Here is a 15,736-nt window from a genome sequence, read left to right as displayed (position 1 = left end):
ATGAAGAATAAGAAGATTATAGCTGTTGTTATTGTTTCTACGTTGATATTGTTAATAGGTGCATCAACTTTAATAGCATTCGAGTATTTTTCGGAAACAAAAAGCTTTAGTTCCACTAAAACATTATCCAAATCGGAAAAAGATCTATTGGCTGGCCCTAATATAGAAGAAGCTATTTCAAAATATATCGGAACTGAATTGAAATCCTTAACTGAGATTAAGTTCAATTATGTTGATAATTCATCCCAGAATGTAACTGCTGAATACACTTTCAAAAATAATGGCAACATCTATGAAGGGGTTGTTTCTCTCAACCTCATCGATAATAAATGGAATGTGCGAGACATTGACTATATGCCTATTGAACCGTTAAGTAAACCTGTAACAGTACGAGATATGGGAGGAAGTTTTATTCAAGATAATATAGAACGTCCCTATTGCACCGTTTCTGGTGTCATAAAAGATAAAAATATTAAACAAATTATTCTTTTTTATAGTGATAACCATGATGAAATTTTAAACATTGGAAAAGATCAAAGTTCATTTCTTGCTGTACGTAGAGGTTTTGATGGTGGACTAAAGAAAATTCAAGCTATTGGTGACAATGGCAATGTTATCTTTACTGAATAAAAAGCGTCAGATAAATAACATTTGCATTAATCCGCCTACAGACATTTATATTAATTTATAGACAAATGGATTAAAGAAGGTTACAGGCAAAAAGTTCTATTTGAAGTGCCGATTGATAGTACAGCACAACCATTTCTCATGGACCCCATAGTTTCCGGCGAAAGAAATGAACCGGACGTTCAGTTAGGAAGTAATCATCATCTTGAAATAATCTCTCTTGTCGAAAAGTATGAATCGATCTTAAATAATGGACAATAGCTCTTTAAGTTAGAGAATCATGGTTGAAGTCTGATCATGTTACGTGGTTTCCTGAAGAGGCGACAGCCTGTAAAAAATAAGATAAAAATCATTGCCAGTTTGTTCGCCGTTTTGACGCTGCGTCTTTTTATGGCTCAGAAAGCTGATTAGAGGATTTTCGATCAGATGAAGAATACCTCAGGGTGGAAAATACGATATACTTTATGCTATATCTGCACAGGGGTATTGCAATGACATTCTTAGTGATTGCTTGGCTTGCATTTCAAAATGTGGGGGTGGAGCTGACCTACACAGAGGTTGGCTCCAATTAACATATTTCGGTTCAGACTCTAAGCAGACTTCTCGTTAAGTGCAGGATTGAACAGTCTACCGGTTGAAAGCATGTGATAAATAGCTGTCAACATCATTCGAGCAATGGCGTAATGGCTCTCTTGTGACCGCGTGGAGTTTAATCGCTTCATAACGGATGCAATATTGCGGGAAGTTTTTATCATTAATCGCGGCATTGGCAAACTGAACGAGTAATGAGCGACACATATAATAATGCGATTTCCCGAAAAAGGGTAGGGTGACGTACTCACCTCCCCGTGCTCTGTAGTATACTTGAACGACCAATTAAAAAATAGCGCACAGGCAACAATTTTCATAACGCTTTGTGCCTGAGCGCAGCGAAAGGAATGGTTATGAAAATGAAAAAAAATATTTTCTTTATTTGCCCAATAATAATTTTACTTATGATAGTGGGTTGCAGTTCGACTGAAACCGAAACTAAAGCTACCGCAAGACCGACAGAGCAAGTAATGGAAAATGTTCTTGATATAGAAGTTACATTACCAGATAATATTGGTTTGAATGAAATAGCAGGGGAGGTTTTCGAAAAGTACTTAATACATCTTAAGGAACAGAAAACCCCCGAATCACAACGTATTAAAGATTATCTAATTAATTCTATTAAAATTGAGAAGAGCAACGATATGGGCTTTGAGTTCAGTGTTTTCTATTCAATTTTGCCAGATTCTGAACGTTATATCTTAGCTGGGAACGGTGATAAAGGAGACGACGGCTGGATTACTGGGAAATTCTATTTTGTAGATGTTTCAAAGAGTGATAAGACATATAGGATTACTCAATTAGCAACGGGAAAATAGTAAAGCTTCATGGTATAGTTCATAATCAATAGTCATAGTTTCGTCATTCACAGTCTGAATTTTTTGAATTTAGCTCACCTGTATCCTCTATCCAAAACCAGCCGTCATTTTGCATGGTACGCTCGATGTCCCCATTTCGTCGAGTGTTGTCTGCCGAACTGTGTCTGCTTGAATTCTTGGTCATAACGTTTTTCACTGTTTGACATGATTTTTTGCCCCACACAGGTTTATTTTACTAAATCCCCTGTCTGACGAATCTGGTATACGTAAATATGGTCTACCAGTCGAAATATATTATTAATAAGGTGTGATAACCTTTGAAAAAATTAATTGTATCATTATCTGTTTTGTGTTTAATCATTGTAACTATGTTGACATTCACAATTTCAAAAGCAAATGCATCAATTGCTTCTAAAATCGATCAAAACATGTTAAGTATAATGGACGATATCAATAAATTATCAACCCAAGATCCTCAATTTGCAATGAGTTCAAACCCATATAGTTACATTAATAATGCAAACTATAAGAGTATTATTAGCTTAGGTTCAGAGGCTCTGCCGATTCTTGTTGATCGAATAGATCGAAGTAAGGAAAATGGTTTAAGAGAATACATCTTATCAATTGCTACTGAAGAAATTTCAAAAGTAGACTTAAAGAAGGATAGGGGTGAATGGAGTTCAGCTAAAGGATTCACAAAAGTATGGAAAACACATTTAAAAAATATTCCTACCAACGTGAATAAAATAGTAGCATCAAATGAAGCTAACGATAAGAAGGTTCAAGAATTAGTTTTACTTGGGACTCCAGCGATACCGTTTATTATGGATAAAATAGAACAAGGAAACACGGAATTATTCCCATCTATAGATCAGTTGCTCCGTGGAAATGCGAATTTTACCATGAATCAAATTACAGATGGATCGGAATGGGTGAAAAAACATAAATCCCAATTTAATGATCTGCGTGATCTTGTTAACAAAGAGATTTAACTAGGGAGTATCACCAACATTTTCGACAAAACTCATTCAACTATCCAATAATTGCACCCTCATTATAGGACTCGAATTAAGTAAAGGACAGAGAAAAAAGGGCCCTCAATGATCCGATAGGATGATCTCGGACCCGGCTTATTTTGAGAAGCTTTTCTCTTTCAATTACTAGCTTTGGCTTACACCATCTGGGAAGATACCACTTAGTTCAAGAAAAGCCTTCTCCAGTTATGGATTCCGTCGCTTCACTCGTTGATGCATGGTTAGCGAAAGATCAACATGTGCGACCGAAACACGTCATACTTGTCTGGTAGGAAGATTTGCAAAAAATAAATGGAAATCTTTCCAAAAAAAAGTGTCACAAAAAGCCGCCTTCTTTCGTTTATTTGTATGAAGGGATAAACGAAGGGAGGTGATTTTTATGAGAAAGAGAGCGGTAGCACTCGTCCTGTCACTTTTAATTCTTTGCGTAGCTCCCATGCAAGTGTTTGCCCTCGGGACAAATCAAGTAACCAATTCAGAAATAGGACCATTATGGATCAGCATCACGGAATTCACAAATTCTTTTGAAATTTCCGGTAGCGGACTAGCTCAATTTGATACAAGCCTTCATGCACGTAGCAATATAAACAAAGTAGTCATTAATGCCAGCATCCAACAATACGTCAATGGCAGTTGGCAGACAATCAAAAGCTGGACAAGCACTACTTACAGCAACAGCGGCTATCTGAATCAAAAGTGGTATTTAATGAGTGGTTATTATTACCGCCTGGCTTCAACCGGAGCAGTTTATCAGGATGATGTCTTGGTAGAGCAGACTTCTTATACGGGTTCAAGTTATTGGTATTGACAATCAAAGTAATTCATAAGGCTCTTCCGCATAAGTGGATAAAGAACAAAAGTTCTTATCTGGAGAACGTTACAATATCAAGGTTGTTTTAATAACTGAAGCAATTCAGTAACCTAAATGTATCGGCAATTGCGGAAGAGCCAAGTTTAATGTAAAAGGTGGACAGGCCATGGCGCATATAAGATCGCCGTCTACGATAAAAGGCTCTCTCATATTCCAATGATCGCTAACCTCTTGAAAGTCTTTGATTAAAAGAATATTTAAGAGCTTATACGCCTTATTATGCAGTAGTAATTGTTCAAAGACAACAATCCTTTAACAAAATTTGAAAAAAGGTATTCAAAAAAATCTTACGAGGAGGTAAAATTAAAATGAAAAAAAGACTATTGGCGTGTATTCTTGTTATTGCGATGGTATTAAGCGTCGGAGCAACTGCAGTATTTGCAGAAGACTCTACACATGTTTCCCCCAGTTTTGTCGGCGATATAAGCATTGATAAAAAAGACATTCTTGATTCACAAAATTCCTTCGAATTTTCGATGACTCCAAAATCAAAGGAATGGAAAAACTATTCATCAGTGCAACTGAAGGAAATGCTGAATATCCCACTAAGCACAGCTGAAAAAATGGATACGGCAACGTTGTTAAAGACAGTACTTGACTATCCATTCATGATTGATATTTATGCTTATGACAATACAACACAAGGGTTTGAAGGCCTTTCTTTGGAGTTTAACGGCGCTGCGGTTCTTTTGCAGAGACCAGACTTGGCGGAAAAGCTTCAAACTATTTACAAGAATACCATAGAAAAAATTATGGCCGTTGAAACAAAAAACAATATCAGTGATACAGAAATCATGCAAAAGATGTTTATGGAGTCTCTGTTGGTCTATCCGAAAGTATCCGATATGCTGAGTCAGGATGAAAAAGATGCCGTAGTGGCACTTTCACAACAAGTATCTGATAAGCTTCAGACGTCGTCCCTTGTAATGGAAAAAACATCGGTAATGGCGGCAGCTCCCGGAGATATCTTATACTATGGCTATGTTTATCCTCCACTGTCTTCTACCCCGGTTTTAGTCTGTAGCCGGCAAGATATGACATCTACTGAAAAAACAGCTACAAATAACTATTTTGATGCAACATATCCAACAGCAACAAGACTAAGCACTGCCACGTACAACTACAACTGTCATTCATATGCTTGGTATTTATCCTCGACTGGCAATACGTGGTGGATGGATGATGCATCTTATTATATGACTTATGGTTATTATAACCAAGTAACGAACCCCACGGCCGGTGACAAGGTATATTATACCGGAGCACATTCCGGAAACGTTACATCTGTGAGCGGCTCCAATATTACAGTTACCTCCAAATGGGGCGCTGCAGGCTTATATCGTCACCCCATTAATGACTGCCCATACTATATATATACCAAAACCTTCTGGAGACATTAAAAAGGGAAGTGTAAGTGATTAAAACAGAAAGATACAGGGTTTTATGGGGTATCCTTTTCTCAGTTATACTTGTGATAATCTTAGCAGCATCCGGGATTCATAAATCATCAAATGAAGGGGGAAATATGATTTCCAAGGATAAAGATGAAATTTCTTTAAAGCTTGAAAATACAAAATGCATTGGTATTTGTGATGTAGTTAGCAGCGATAGCAACAGTACTGTCAATATCACAGACCCAGAAATCATAAATCAGATTGAGAGCTTATTTAACAAAACCTCTTTTATCAAATGCACCATACAAGCACCCACACGAGCACGCAGCCTTTTCATTACGCTTTACAATGACAGCAGCTCAATCAGCCTTTTTGTTTGCGAAAATGACATTGTGGATATTGATGGAACAAAATACAAATCGGAGGATATTACCTTCGATGCGATCAATACGTTTTATCTCAAGTATAAGAAGGGGCCGCGCCCAAAATTATAACATTGTTATACGATAAACATCAGTTTCACACTACTTACCGGGACAACTCCCGGTTTTTCTTTGCTGTTTTTCCGCAAGCGGCTGGGCATATTTCTCCCTCATCCCCTCCGGTCTAGCCTGGGCTATATTCTCAATCTCCAGATACTTTTCAAAAACTGCACCTTCTTGAATAAGTGTTGGAAGGACAGACTGACAGACGGACGGAGTCCAGTCTATCCAATAATTGCACCCTCGTCCGATTTGGACGAGGGTGCTTAACCCTAGTTATAGGACTCAAATTAAGTAAAGGACAGAGAAAAAGCCCCTCAATGATCCGATAGGATGATCTCGGACCCAGCTTATTTTGGGAAGCTTTCCTCTTTCAATTACTAGCTTTGGCTTGCACCATCTAGGAGGAGACCACTTAGTTCAAGAAAAGCCTTCTCCAGTTATGGACTCCGTCGTTTCACTCGTTGATGCATGGTTAGCGGCAGATCAACATGTCCGACCGAAACAACGTCATATTTGTCTGGAAGGAAGAATTTCTGTTTTCCCTTATAGGAGTGATAAAGCAGAGATGATTAAAATGGCTGAAAGTATAAGCGAAAAATAGATGAAAATTTTTCCAAGGAAAGTGTAACAAATAGTCACCCTTTTTCGTTTATTTGGATGAAGGGATAATGGTTTATGAGAAAAAGAGCAGTAGTGCTCGCCCTGTCACTTTTTGGCCTGGTTCCCATGAAGATGTTTGCCTTTGGGACAAATCAAGTAACCAATTCAGAAATAGGACCATAAATATATTTCCAAATAGTGGGGATATTTGCTGAGACCAGGGGGAAACCAGCGGGTCTCTTTAAAAATTAAATAAATTACTAGCGCTAAGGGCAAACCTGTCAAAAGATAGGGACGCAAAGCCATAGGGTCTAAGGTGCTTACCAGCACTATGATAGCCTGGCTACCGCAGAGACTACGTGTCTAAACCTGCCCTTAGTGGCAGGTTTTTTTGCGTTTTAGACGTAACGAGGGAATTCCATAAATTTGATGCCAGTAATACAATGACATATTTCAATAAAATATGACCGTTATAGCCTTATTTTTCATTTCATGTGAGTGAGGTGCTGGCAAATGGCAAATGGAATTTTGATAATAATAGAAAGGCTAGAGTAGCTGAACTAAAAAGATATAAAGGCACTTATCAGGCAGAGATTAATTTCTCCGACACGGATATGTACCTTAGACCTCTGCGGAATTCCACGCAGACCCCAATAAGTTTACAATTCAATACACCTCATACAAGCCGTAAAACCGCAATTTGTGAGCCACAAATTGCGGTTTTTTATTTGACAAAAAATCTGAATTTTCGACCGCAGGTTGCAATTAAATACTTTGACACCCTTGTCAAGTCGGTAGGGTGCCGCTCTCCTCCCTCCATTTCTGATTTTGAGAAATTCAAAAATCAGAAACGGAGGAAATCAAAATGCAGGAGGACAAAACATACACCCTGCTTATCAATAAGAAGCGAATCTCGGTAACCGAGGAAATTTACAAGGCATATTATCAGCTTAAAGAGCGCGAATCCTATTTGGACAAGCTTTCCGAGCGAAATAATCTATCCTTTGAAGAATGCGAGGAAAAAGGCATTCAGATAGATTACTTATTAGCGCAGACACAGGAATCCGCGGAGGACAAGCTTATCAAGGCTGAGATGCTTTCTAGGTTGACCGTGGCGATGGAAATGCTGACCGAACAGGAACGATTATTGATCTATACGCTGTTTTTCAAGGGCAAAAGCGAAAGAGAACTGTGCGCTATGCTCGGAATTGCAAAGACGACCCTGCATGATAGAAAAACGAAGATACTCGGCAAGCTAAAAAAGATACTACAAACTTAAAAATAATTCCGACCACCCCCTCACTTTTTTCCTTAAAGAAGTGAGGGGTATTTTTTATTATCTCCCTCGCTGTTCCTTGACAAGTGCATACGGTGTATTGGGAAAGCCACCTTTCTCGCCGTTGACAGCGGCAAGCCACGTAAGCGGGAACGCCATGACCATTCCGTAGGAATGCGAGCGATTACTCCTGGCTTTGAATCAGCCTGTTGCGGGTTGAATGGCGATGACGGGGAAAGGGATACACAATGATACTTCTGCCTTGAACGCCTCACCGCATTGGGCAGCCCGCGACGAATGACGGGATCATGTTGGTTTGGGTTGGAAACTGATACCCATGCCGGCTGATATGTTGCTCTCCAGCAAGGAGCAGCCCGGTACATCCCCGGTATCAGGGACGTTGTGAACAAGTATGATACATTCTTCATTTTTGCCGTATTTGTCTGACGGCAGAACTATTGCGCCGGAATTCAAAGCGATTGACGCCTTGATGTGTTTCCAAAACCTGTGGTGTTCCGGCGCACCATTCTGCCGCCCGGCATTTTCATAGTTTCGTAAAGATAAGGGAGATAAAAAAATGTTTGATATAACGACGAGAGACCATTCCATTCTGGAAAAGTACATCCTGGCCGGAAGGATAAAGGCTGATAGCAGTTATTTCTTTACCCTGGACGGCAGGTATATTGTCTATTTCCGATTTTCGGGAAAAAGATTTACTTATTCCGTGCTGAACTACGCCACCGAGAAGTCAGTCGTGTTGGCGACAAGCCGAACTGTGCTCTCCGAAGCAGACTATCCGGGCCTTGTTAAAAAGATACTCCATTGCAAGGTATATCAGTTTGTGCTGCCGGCACAACCCCAAATTCTGATTGAAGCCATATTCAGGCAGCTCATGCCGGAATACGGCTATACGGTGCGGGACAAGCAGCTTGAACTGTCGATGATGATGTTTGAGAGCATGAGGCATAAAAAGGTCGCCCTGTGCGAAGCCGAGGTGGGTACGGGCAAAACCCTTGCCTACCTTGTGGCTGCTATCGTCTACGGTCTTTATGAGGGGAAGGAAAGACGGACTAGCCCTTATGTTTTTGCCGGTCCGATGAGCCCGACGCCCATTACCATCACCACCTCCAGCATTGATTTACAGCAGTCCATCATAAGGATGTTTATCCCAGATCTTTCTAGGATACTGATGGAGTATAAAATCATCGAAGGCCCCGTTACCGCCGTGCTCCGAAAGGGTAAAGAGCATTATCTTTGTGAGGAACGCTACGCGGATTTCATGGGCTATCTTAAAAACAGCGATATTTCAAGGGATGTAAGGCTTTATCAAAAGTTGAAGGCAAAAGGGCTGGAGCAGGGCGATATTGACCTGGACGCCTACTCCGACATCAAACAGCATGTAGTTCGTAAAATCAACGTGCCCAGGGACTGCGACCGCAAGTGCCCCTACTACAAAAGGTGCCGGTATATCGACCATATCAGTCGCGCCAGATCAGACGTCTATTCCTTTCAGGTAACAAACCACAATTACTATCTTGCCAATGTGCAGCGGGAGTATTCGGGACTTGCACCCCTGATACCGAAATGCGGCGTACATATCATTGACGAGGCCCATAAACTCCTGGACGCCGCCTATCAGATATTGGGAGAAAGCTTTTCCAGCGGTCTGACGGGCGAGTTTATCCGAATCCTCCACAACCACACCACCGGCAACAAGGCATATCACAAAAAAGCCTATCTGTTAAGCGATGACCTGGCCTTTCATAACCAAAGGCTGTTTATGGAGCTTGAGAAAACCCTGCCCACGGATGAAACGGAGGAAAACCGGCGGAAAAACGTAAAGCTCAATGCCGCCGTCAAACAAGCCATGCGGGATTTGCAGATCAGCCTTGACGAGATATACCGGGCCTGCTTTCAGGATATTGCCTGCTGTCGGCAGCTTGGGCACTTGCACCGGGAAATCAGCGGCGGAATTGAAACCTTTCTGGCACCGAAGGATATCATCTACTGGCTGGAGAAGGGCGGCGACGGATTGTGGCAGCTTGCCGCCATCCCCACCAACATGGAGGCTCTGCTCTATGAGGTGCTGTGGAAAGGCATGGCCTCCAAAATACTGACCTCGGCCACCCTGACCGACGACACAGGCTACGGCTTTTTCAAGGAGCAGACAGGCATCGGCAAACTGTCCTCCTTGCTGCTGGCGGAGATACGGACGCCTTCACCCTTTGACTATAAGAGCAACACAAGGCTCTATCTCTCCGAGAAAATACCCTTTCCCGATAAAAACGACGAGCGGTACATAGCCGCCGTTTCGGATGAAATTGAAAAGCTGGTGGAGGCCACCTACGGCCATACCGCCATTTTGTTCACCTCCTACAAATTGCTATCGGCTGTGCATGAGCTATTGAAGGACAGAATCACCCATTTCCCCCTTATTACCATGCACAAGGGGACAAAGAACACTGCCGAGGCGTTTAGAAAAAGCCGGAACGGTGTCCTTTTCGCTTCCGGCTCCTTCTGGGAGGGCGTGGACTTCCCCGGAGATATCCTGTCCTCCATCATCGTGATCAATCTGCCCTTTCCCGTACCGTCACCCATCATGGAGTACAAGAAGAAGGACTTTTCCTCTCTTTCCCAATTTATTGACAGGTATGCCTTCCCGGTGATGATTGCCAGGCTCCGGCAGGGTCTTGGACGGCTGATCCGCAGCGAAACCGATACGGGAGTGGTCGCCATTTTGGATTATCGCGCCAGCAGGTACGGCAAATACCACCGCAGGGTGCTGGCTTCCATCCTCGGATATACCCTGGTCGGGTCCATTGACGAGGTTGGGGAGTTTGTGAAAAGCGTCAAGGCTGCGGAGTATTTTGAATGAGAAATACTCTGCCAAATACCTTTAGGAAAGGATGAAAATGTCTTGAGAATTCTTAAAAACCGGATATTTTTAAGTGCCCTCTGCATTATCATGGCAGCAGCCATTTCCTTTGTGCTGCTGCCAAAGCTTTACGCGGACAAGGGCGCGACCGTGACGGTGCTCCGGGTGGCGGAGGATATCCCCGCGGGCACTTGGATAGAAGACAAACAACTGGCCGCGGTGGAGGTGGGAAGCTTCGGTCTGCCCGAAGGCATCGTCAATGATAAGACCCTGATTGTGGGGAAGATCGCACAGGCCGATATTGCCAAAGGGGATTACCTGTTTCCCCAAAAGCTCGGTGAGTTTATCGCCGATGAAAAGCTGGATCGCATTGCTGGTGATAATAAGCGCCTGGTTACGGTGAGTGTGCCGAGTATTGCCGCAGGGCTTTCCTCCCACCTGCAAAGCGGCGACATTGTGACGGTGGCCGTGTTTTCAAGCCACAAGGAGGAAGGGGGCACAAGTCAAAGCGCTTCTTCACAGGTTATCCTTTACCCCGAACTGAAAGGGCTGCAGGTTTACAGCGTGGAAAATTCCCGCACGCAGAGCACTGCCCAGGTCCGGGATCAGCAGACGGAAAAACAGCAAGGCTCCAGTGACCCCATCCCCAAAGCCGTCACCCTGATTGTCACTGAAGCGCAGGCCACCAAGCTTATCGAATCCGAGTACACCGGCAAGCTGCACTTAATCTTTGAAAAAAGGGGGATGAGCCATGAGCGGTAAAATCGTCACCGTATGGGGCGGCGACAACAGCGGGAAAAGCACCTTTGCGGTCAACCTGGCCTGCGCCCTTTCCAGCCGCGATTGTCTGGTGGGCCTCATTTCCTCCAGTTTGACCTATGGCAATCTTCAAATTTTTTTTGGCCAGAGCATCCCGCCGGAAAAGGGCCTGTTTCACGCGCTGCATGAGGATAATCCCAACATCGGCGAGAAATTTTCGGAATACGAGGAAAGCAAGAACCTGTTTTTCCTGTCCGCGCCCACGCACTACACCGGCCTTCTCTGCGACACCGTGACGCTTAAAGGTGTGGAGCGGATGATTACCGCTGCGTCCCTGGTGTTTGACATCCTGATCATTGATGGCGCCGGGGAGCTTGCAAACCCGGTATCCGGTGCAGGGCTCTGGATGGCCGAAAAGATTTACACCCTGCACAAGCCGTCTATAGCGGCTCAAATGTGGTATCAGGGCATAGAAGATTTTGTACGGGAGCTGCACATTGCCGGCAAGCAAATCCATATCCTCCGGTCCCCCAACGGCGAGTTTGACGAAAAGACCTATCAAGGCATGACGGGACTTTCCTTTGCCTATGAGCTGCCCTTTGTAAAACGGGCGGGCGAGCTTGAAAACGTCGGGACGCCTATCTATCTCTTTCATGACAGAGTATGCAAGCGGTACGGCAGGGTGCTGGAGCAAATATCCGAGGAAATCTGCGGAGGCAAAGCATGATGAATAATAAGTTTTCAATCAATGAGCTGATTTACAGGGCCAACAAGCAGCGCTCCGACACCGGAGAAAACAGCCTGGAGGCCCAGGACTATGGCGAAATCCTGGATAAGCTGCAGCGGATCATCGCCAAAAACCACTCCACCGAGCTGGCGCAGGTATTGTACTCGGAGGAAGCCGAGGAAAAGTTGAAAGACCTGATTATGCAGTATCTGAACAGTGAACATATGGTGGCGAAAGGGATTGCCAACATCTCCGAGCTGGTAGACACCGTATATTTCGATATGGCCGGCATGGGGCTTTTATCCTCCTATCTCAAGGATGATGAGGTGGAAGAAGTGAACGTCAACGGCTATAACGGTATATGGGTTTTATACAAGGACAAAAAGGTGCGGCTTTCATCCACCTTCGGCAGCCCGGAGGCTTGCGCCAACATCACCAGAAAAATGAGCCGGTTTGGGAACGTCATCCTGGACGGCTCCAAGCCCATCGGGGACAGTTTTATCGCACGGGGCATACGCATGTCGGGTGCCATCGCCCCCTGTGTAGATCCTGACGCCGGAGCCATTGCTTCGATCCGAAAGCAAAAGCCTTCCTACATCACAAGGAAAAATCTCATCGGCTGGAATACGGCCACGGCGGATGAACTGGATTTTCTCACCCTATGCATCAACAATGGCATATCGGTCGCCCTGGCCGGAGCCACTGGCAGCGGAAAAACCTCTGACATGGGATATGTTTTAAGCTGTGTATCCCAGGACAAAAGAATTGTGACCATAGAGGACACCCGCGAGCTGACCCTGACACAGTTTGATGAAAACGGGGTGATGACGAATGACGTGATTCACCTTCTCACGAAGGAGGAACCCAACCCCATCACTATGCTGGACCTTTTAAAACTGTCATTAAGGCTGCACCCTGAAATCCTTGTGCCGGCAGAAATGCGGGGCAAGGAAGCCCTGACGGTGCAGGAGGCCGGACGGACGGGGCACACCATCATCAGCACCCTCCACGCCAACAGCGCGCGGACGGCCTATGAAAGAATCCTCACCATGTGCCTGGAGGCTGGAACCTCATTGTCGGAGGAACGATTGCTCAAAAACATCGTGGAAGCCTTCCCTATTATGGTATTTAAGATGCAGCTCCCCGACAAATCCCGCAAGTACATGGAGGTGTTTGAAGCCACCGGAGTAAAAGACGGCGGAGTCACAGGCAATACCCTTTTCAAATATCAAGTAGACCAATATGAAAGGGATGAAGCCGGAAGAATCGTAAAGGTCGTGGGAAACCACAAGCGTTTGGGCTGCATCTCCTCCACCCTTGCCGAACGGCTGCTGGTAGGTGGCGTTGAGTTAAAGGAAATCCGCCGTTTTGCAGGAAACGGGTTTATGTTGAGGGAGGCCGACCATGAATAATATTCAGCTATCTCTTGCTATTATTTTTGCATTGATTAGCCTGTCCCTTTTTCTCCTGTTGAAACTAAATCCTTTTGTGATGGAGAAAAACCCCCTGAAAAAGCGGCGGCTTTACCTGTCGGGGGCCAGGCTGAAGATATCCGAGCGGATCGACCTCCGGTTCCAAACCCTGTTCCGGCAGACCGGCACCACGCTGAAAAAATTCATCCTGATGATGGCTGCCGCTTTTACGGCGGGGTTTCTGGCCGGAAGCCTGCTTTTTAGCAACACCGGACTGGCAGCGGTTATGGCGGTCTGCCTGATCCCCGCCCCTTATTTTTACCTGACTATAAAAAGTGCCAGGGCGGCAAGGGAGGAGATTGAAGGACTGGAGAACACCATGTCCGTTATTACCAATGCCTTTGCGGGATGTGACGACATCATCAAGGCGGTGGAAACCTATGTGCAGGAGAAAAACCGGTATATCCACGTGAATCTGCGCAGGCCGACACCCTTTGACGAGTTCGTCTCCGAAATCCGGCTCATCAACCCCAATGTGGAGCACGGACTGTACCGCCTGTCGGCAAAGGTAAAGAACCGGTATTTTGCCGAGTGGATTAAAATGCTCATCCTCTGCTACCATGACCGGCGGCTGAAATTCGCCCTGTTCCCCATCATCCAGTCCATGAACGACGCCAAAGCGATGCAAATCGAAAGCGACAGCATGATGGTGAAGGTCTGGAGAGATTACCTGATGACGGTAGGCATGATGTTCAGCATTATTCCCCTCATGCGTTTTTCCAATGCCGAATGGTTTGCCATCCTGACGGAAACCACCATCGGGAAGCTATTGATTGTGGTTATGCTGCTGACCGCCCTTGCGACTTCCTTCTACGTAATGAAGGTGACAAAACCAGCAAACAGATAGGAGGTTCAAATTTGCTATATAAAATCATTGTCTTTGTCCTGCTGACTGCGGCAGGCTTTCTTATTTGCAGACAGATACTCAAGATACCCAGGTCGAGTATGAAGAAAAACATCAAAAACGTACAGGCGGAAAAAGAACAGTCAGGAGCAAGGTTATTAAACCTCTTTGTCATGCCCTTGGTAAAGCCGGTATCCCGGCTTATCCGAATCGACCCGGAGGAGGAAGCAAAAATGGCATCCATGTTGCGGCGCGGAGGGCTTGACCTGACACCGAAGGAATATCACGCGCGGGCTCTCATCTGTGCCGCCTTCACCCTGCCGCTTTTGCTTCTGCTCCTGGCAGCCGGGGCGACGAACATCGCCCCCGTAATCCTTATCTTTGCGGTGGTGGTGTATTTTCACTTTGTGACTGACCTTAAAGACAAGCTGAAAGAGAAAAAAAGATTGATTGAAATGGAGCTTCCCAGCTTTGTCCGTTCCATCCTCTACAAGCTGGACGACATCAGGGTAAACAACGAAAAAGCAGTTGTGCAGGTGGACCTGATCCAGATATTCGAGGATTACCTGAAGATATCCAGCGAAGTTTTTTACTATGATATTGCCGTTCTGGTGATGGAAATGAAGGCAAAAGACATAGAAACCGCCCTTCGGAACTTCAAAGAACGCGTCGGGCTTTCGGAGGTGTCCTTTTTGGTCAACGCCCTCATCGGCCTGTACCGCGGTGAGCATCAGGGCGAAGCGCTGATGTATCTTGCCAAGGATATGGACCTCAAGGCAAAAGAAGCCCTGCGGAAAAACCTCAACAGGCTGCCCGGCAAAATCAAGCTTGCATCCATCCCCCTGGTGGCAGTGACCCTTGCCAGCCTTTTATATGTCATCGGCTCTCACTTGATTACGTCAATGGGGGGACTTTTTTAGTGAAAACGGGGTAACCCTTTTCAAATACAACTATATTTTCAGGAGGTTAAGCATGAGCAACAGGAAAAACCCAATCCAAACCACAGAGGAAAGGAGGTTAATACCCATGAGAAGCAGAATCATAAGCGCCTTTTTAAGGACAAAAGGGCTGCTGCGGAGCAGGTCTGGCGATCAGATGACAGGCTGGCTCATTGTCGTACTGGTCGTCGTAGTCGTGGGCGCAGTGTTTATGACGCTGTACCAGGGTTCAATTACCACTATCTGGAACAGCATTGTCAGCAAGATTACCGGCTTACTGAGCTAAAATCGTCAAAAACTCAAAAGACCATTGAGGTATGGGGGTAGAATTCCCCCCTTTTCCTTTGAAACCCAAATCCAAAAAATAAATGATTATGGAGGTATTTATATTATGTTGAGAACCTTGAGAAACAAAATGCAATTAG

The 15,736-nt window shown here is 44.7% G+C and carries 17 protein-coding genes and 1 riboswitch; of the genes, 16 read left to right on the top strand and 1 reads right to left on the bottom strand.

Annotation, left to right across the window (positions count from 1 at the left end; genetic code table 11):
* From DOT_RS04080 to DOT_RS04050, 9 genes are all read left to right on the top strand, one after another.
* Positions 1-630: a hypothetical protein gene (locus DOT_RS04080; protein ID WP_009614594.1), complete on the top strand. Its 630-nt coding sequence runs from the start codon at positions 1-3 to the stop codon at positions 628-630.
* A 105-nt stretch (positions 631-735) separates the two neighbouring features.
* Positions 736-888: a hypothetical protein gene (locus DOT_RS30240; protein WP_157998408.1), complete on the top strand. Its 153-nt coding sequence runs from the start codon at positions 736-738 to the stop codon at positions 886-888.
* Positions 889-1,571: 683 nt separating this feature from the next.
* On the top strand, positions 1,572-2,036 hold the full coding sequence (locus DOT_RS04075) for a hypothetical protein (protein WP_009614588.1): 465 nt from the start codon (positions 1,572-1,574) through the stop codon (positions 2,034-2,036).
* A 317-nt stretch (positions 2,037-2,353) separates the two neighbouring features.
* Positions 2,354-3,028, top strand: a complete 675-nt coding sequence (locus tag DOT_RS04070; protein WP_009614586.1) for a hypothetical protein — start codon at positions 2,354-2,356, stop codon at positions 3,026-3,028.
* A 421-nt stretch (positions 3,029-3,449) separates the two neighbouring features.
* A complete protein-coding gene (locus tag DOT_RS04065) occupies positions 3,450-3,878 on the top strand; it encodes a hypothetical protein (protein ID WP_009614584.1) in 429 nt (142 codons plus the stop codon).
* A gap of 371 nt (positions 3,879-4,249) precedes the next feature.
* Positions 4,250-5,341: a hypothetical protein gene (locus DOT_RS04060; RefSeq protein ID WP_009614583.1), complete on the top strand. Its 1,092-nt coding sequence runs from the start codon at positions 4,250-4,252 to the stop codon at positions 5,339-5,341.
* Between the two features lie 14 nt (positions 5,342-5,355).
* Entirely contained in the window at positions 5,356-5,829 is a 474-nt protein-coding gene (locus DOT_RS04055; protein ID WP_040411194.1) for a hypothetical protein, read from the top strand.
* 379 nt (positions 5,830-6,208) lie between these two features.
* Complete coding sequence (locus tag DOT_RS30235) at positions 6,209-6,421, top strand: hypothetical protein (protein WP_157998406.1); 213 nt, start codon at positions 6,209-6,211, stop codon at positions 6,419-6,421.
* A gap of 260 nt (positions 6,422-6,681) precedes the next feature.
* Positions 6,682-6,771, top strand: a riboswitch (cyclic di-GMP riboswitch).
* 514 nt (positions 6,772-7,285) lie between these two features.
* A complete protein-coding gene (locus DOT_RS04050; RefSeq protein WP_009614579.1) occupies positions 7,286-7,699 on the top strand; it encodes a sigma-70 family RNA polymerase sigma factor in 414 nt (137 codons plus the stop codon).
* Between the two features lie 32 nt (positions 7,700-7,731).
* On the opposite strand, the gene DOT_RS30230 is transcribed toward DOT_RS04050, so the two are convergent.
* Positions 7,732-8,124 carry a hypothetical protein gene (locus DOT_RS30230; RefSeq protein ID WP_157998405.1) on the bottom strand — a complete coding sequence of 131 codons (393 nt, stop codon included), beginning with the start codon at positions 8,122-8,124 and terminating at the stop codon, positions 7,732-7,734.
* A 149-nt stretch (positions 8,125-8,273) separates the two neighbouring features.
* Between DOT_RS30230 and DOT_RS04040 the strand changes: the two genes are divergently transcribed.
* Genes DOT_RS04040 through DOT_RS04010 form a run of 7 tightly spaced genes read left to right on the top strand, consistent with a single transcriptional unit; the run spans position 8,274 to position 15,597 of the window.
* The gene (locus tag DOT_RS04040) at positions 8,274-10,571 is read left to right on the top strand and encodes an ATP-dependent DNA helicase (protein WP_009614577.1); all 2,298 of its coding nucleotides are present in this window, start codon (positions 8,274-8,276) and stop codon (positions 10,569-10,571) included.
* Between the two features lie 42 nt (positions 10,572-10,613).
* Entirely contained in the window at positions 10,614-11,333 is a 720-nt protein-coding gene (gene cpaB / locus DOT_RS04035) for a Flp pilus assembly protein CpaB (RefSeq protein ID WP_040411192.1), read from the top strand.
* Positions 11,323-12,057, top strand: a complete 735-nt coding sequence (locus DOT_RS04030; RefSeq protein WP_009614575.1) for a cobyric acid synthase CobQ — start codon at positions 11,323-11,325, stop codon at positions 12,055-12,057. The genes cpaB and DOT_RS04030 overlap by 11 nt, the downstream gene beginning before the upstream one ends.
* Complete coding sequence (locus DOT_RS04025; RefSeq protein WP_009614573.1) at positions 12,054-13,469, top strand: ATPase, T2SS/T4P/T4SS family; 1,416 nt, start codon at positions 12,054-12,056, stop codon at positions 13,467-13,469. Before DOT_RS04030 ends, DOT_RS04025 begins: the two co-directional genes overlap by 4 nt.
* Entirely contained in the window at positions 13,462-14,376 is a 915-nt protein-coding gene (locus DOT_RS04020) for a hypothetical protein (RefSeq protein WP_009614571.1), read from the top strand. Before DOT_RS04025 ends, DOT_RS04020 begins: the two co-directional genes overlap by 8 nt.
* Before the next feature lie 11 nt (positions 14,377-14,387).
* Positions 14,388-15,293 carry a hypothetical protein gene (locus DOT_RS31600; protein WP_242833766.1) on the top strand — a complete coding sequence of 302 codons (906 nt, stop codon included), beginning with the start codon at positions 14,388-14,390 and terminating at the stop codon, positions 15,291-15,293.
* Positions 15,294-15,345: 52 nt separating this feature from the next.
* Entirely contained in the window at positions 15,346-15,597 is a 252-nt protein-coding gene (locus tag DOT_RS04010) for a hypothetical protein (protein ID WP_009614557.1), read from the top strand.
* Positions 15,598-15,736: the final 139 nt, after the last annotated feature.

The organism is Desulfosporosinus sp. OT, from assembly GCF_000224515.1.
In the GTDB taxonomy this organism is placed as follows: Bacteria; Bacillota; Desulfitobacteriia; order Desulfitobacteriales; family Desulfitobacteriaceae; genus Desulfosporosinus.
The sequence above is the reverse complement of the archived record's forward strand: the minus strand, read 5'-3'. Positions and strand labels throughout refer to the sequence as shown.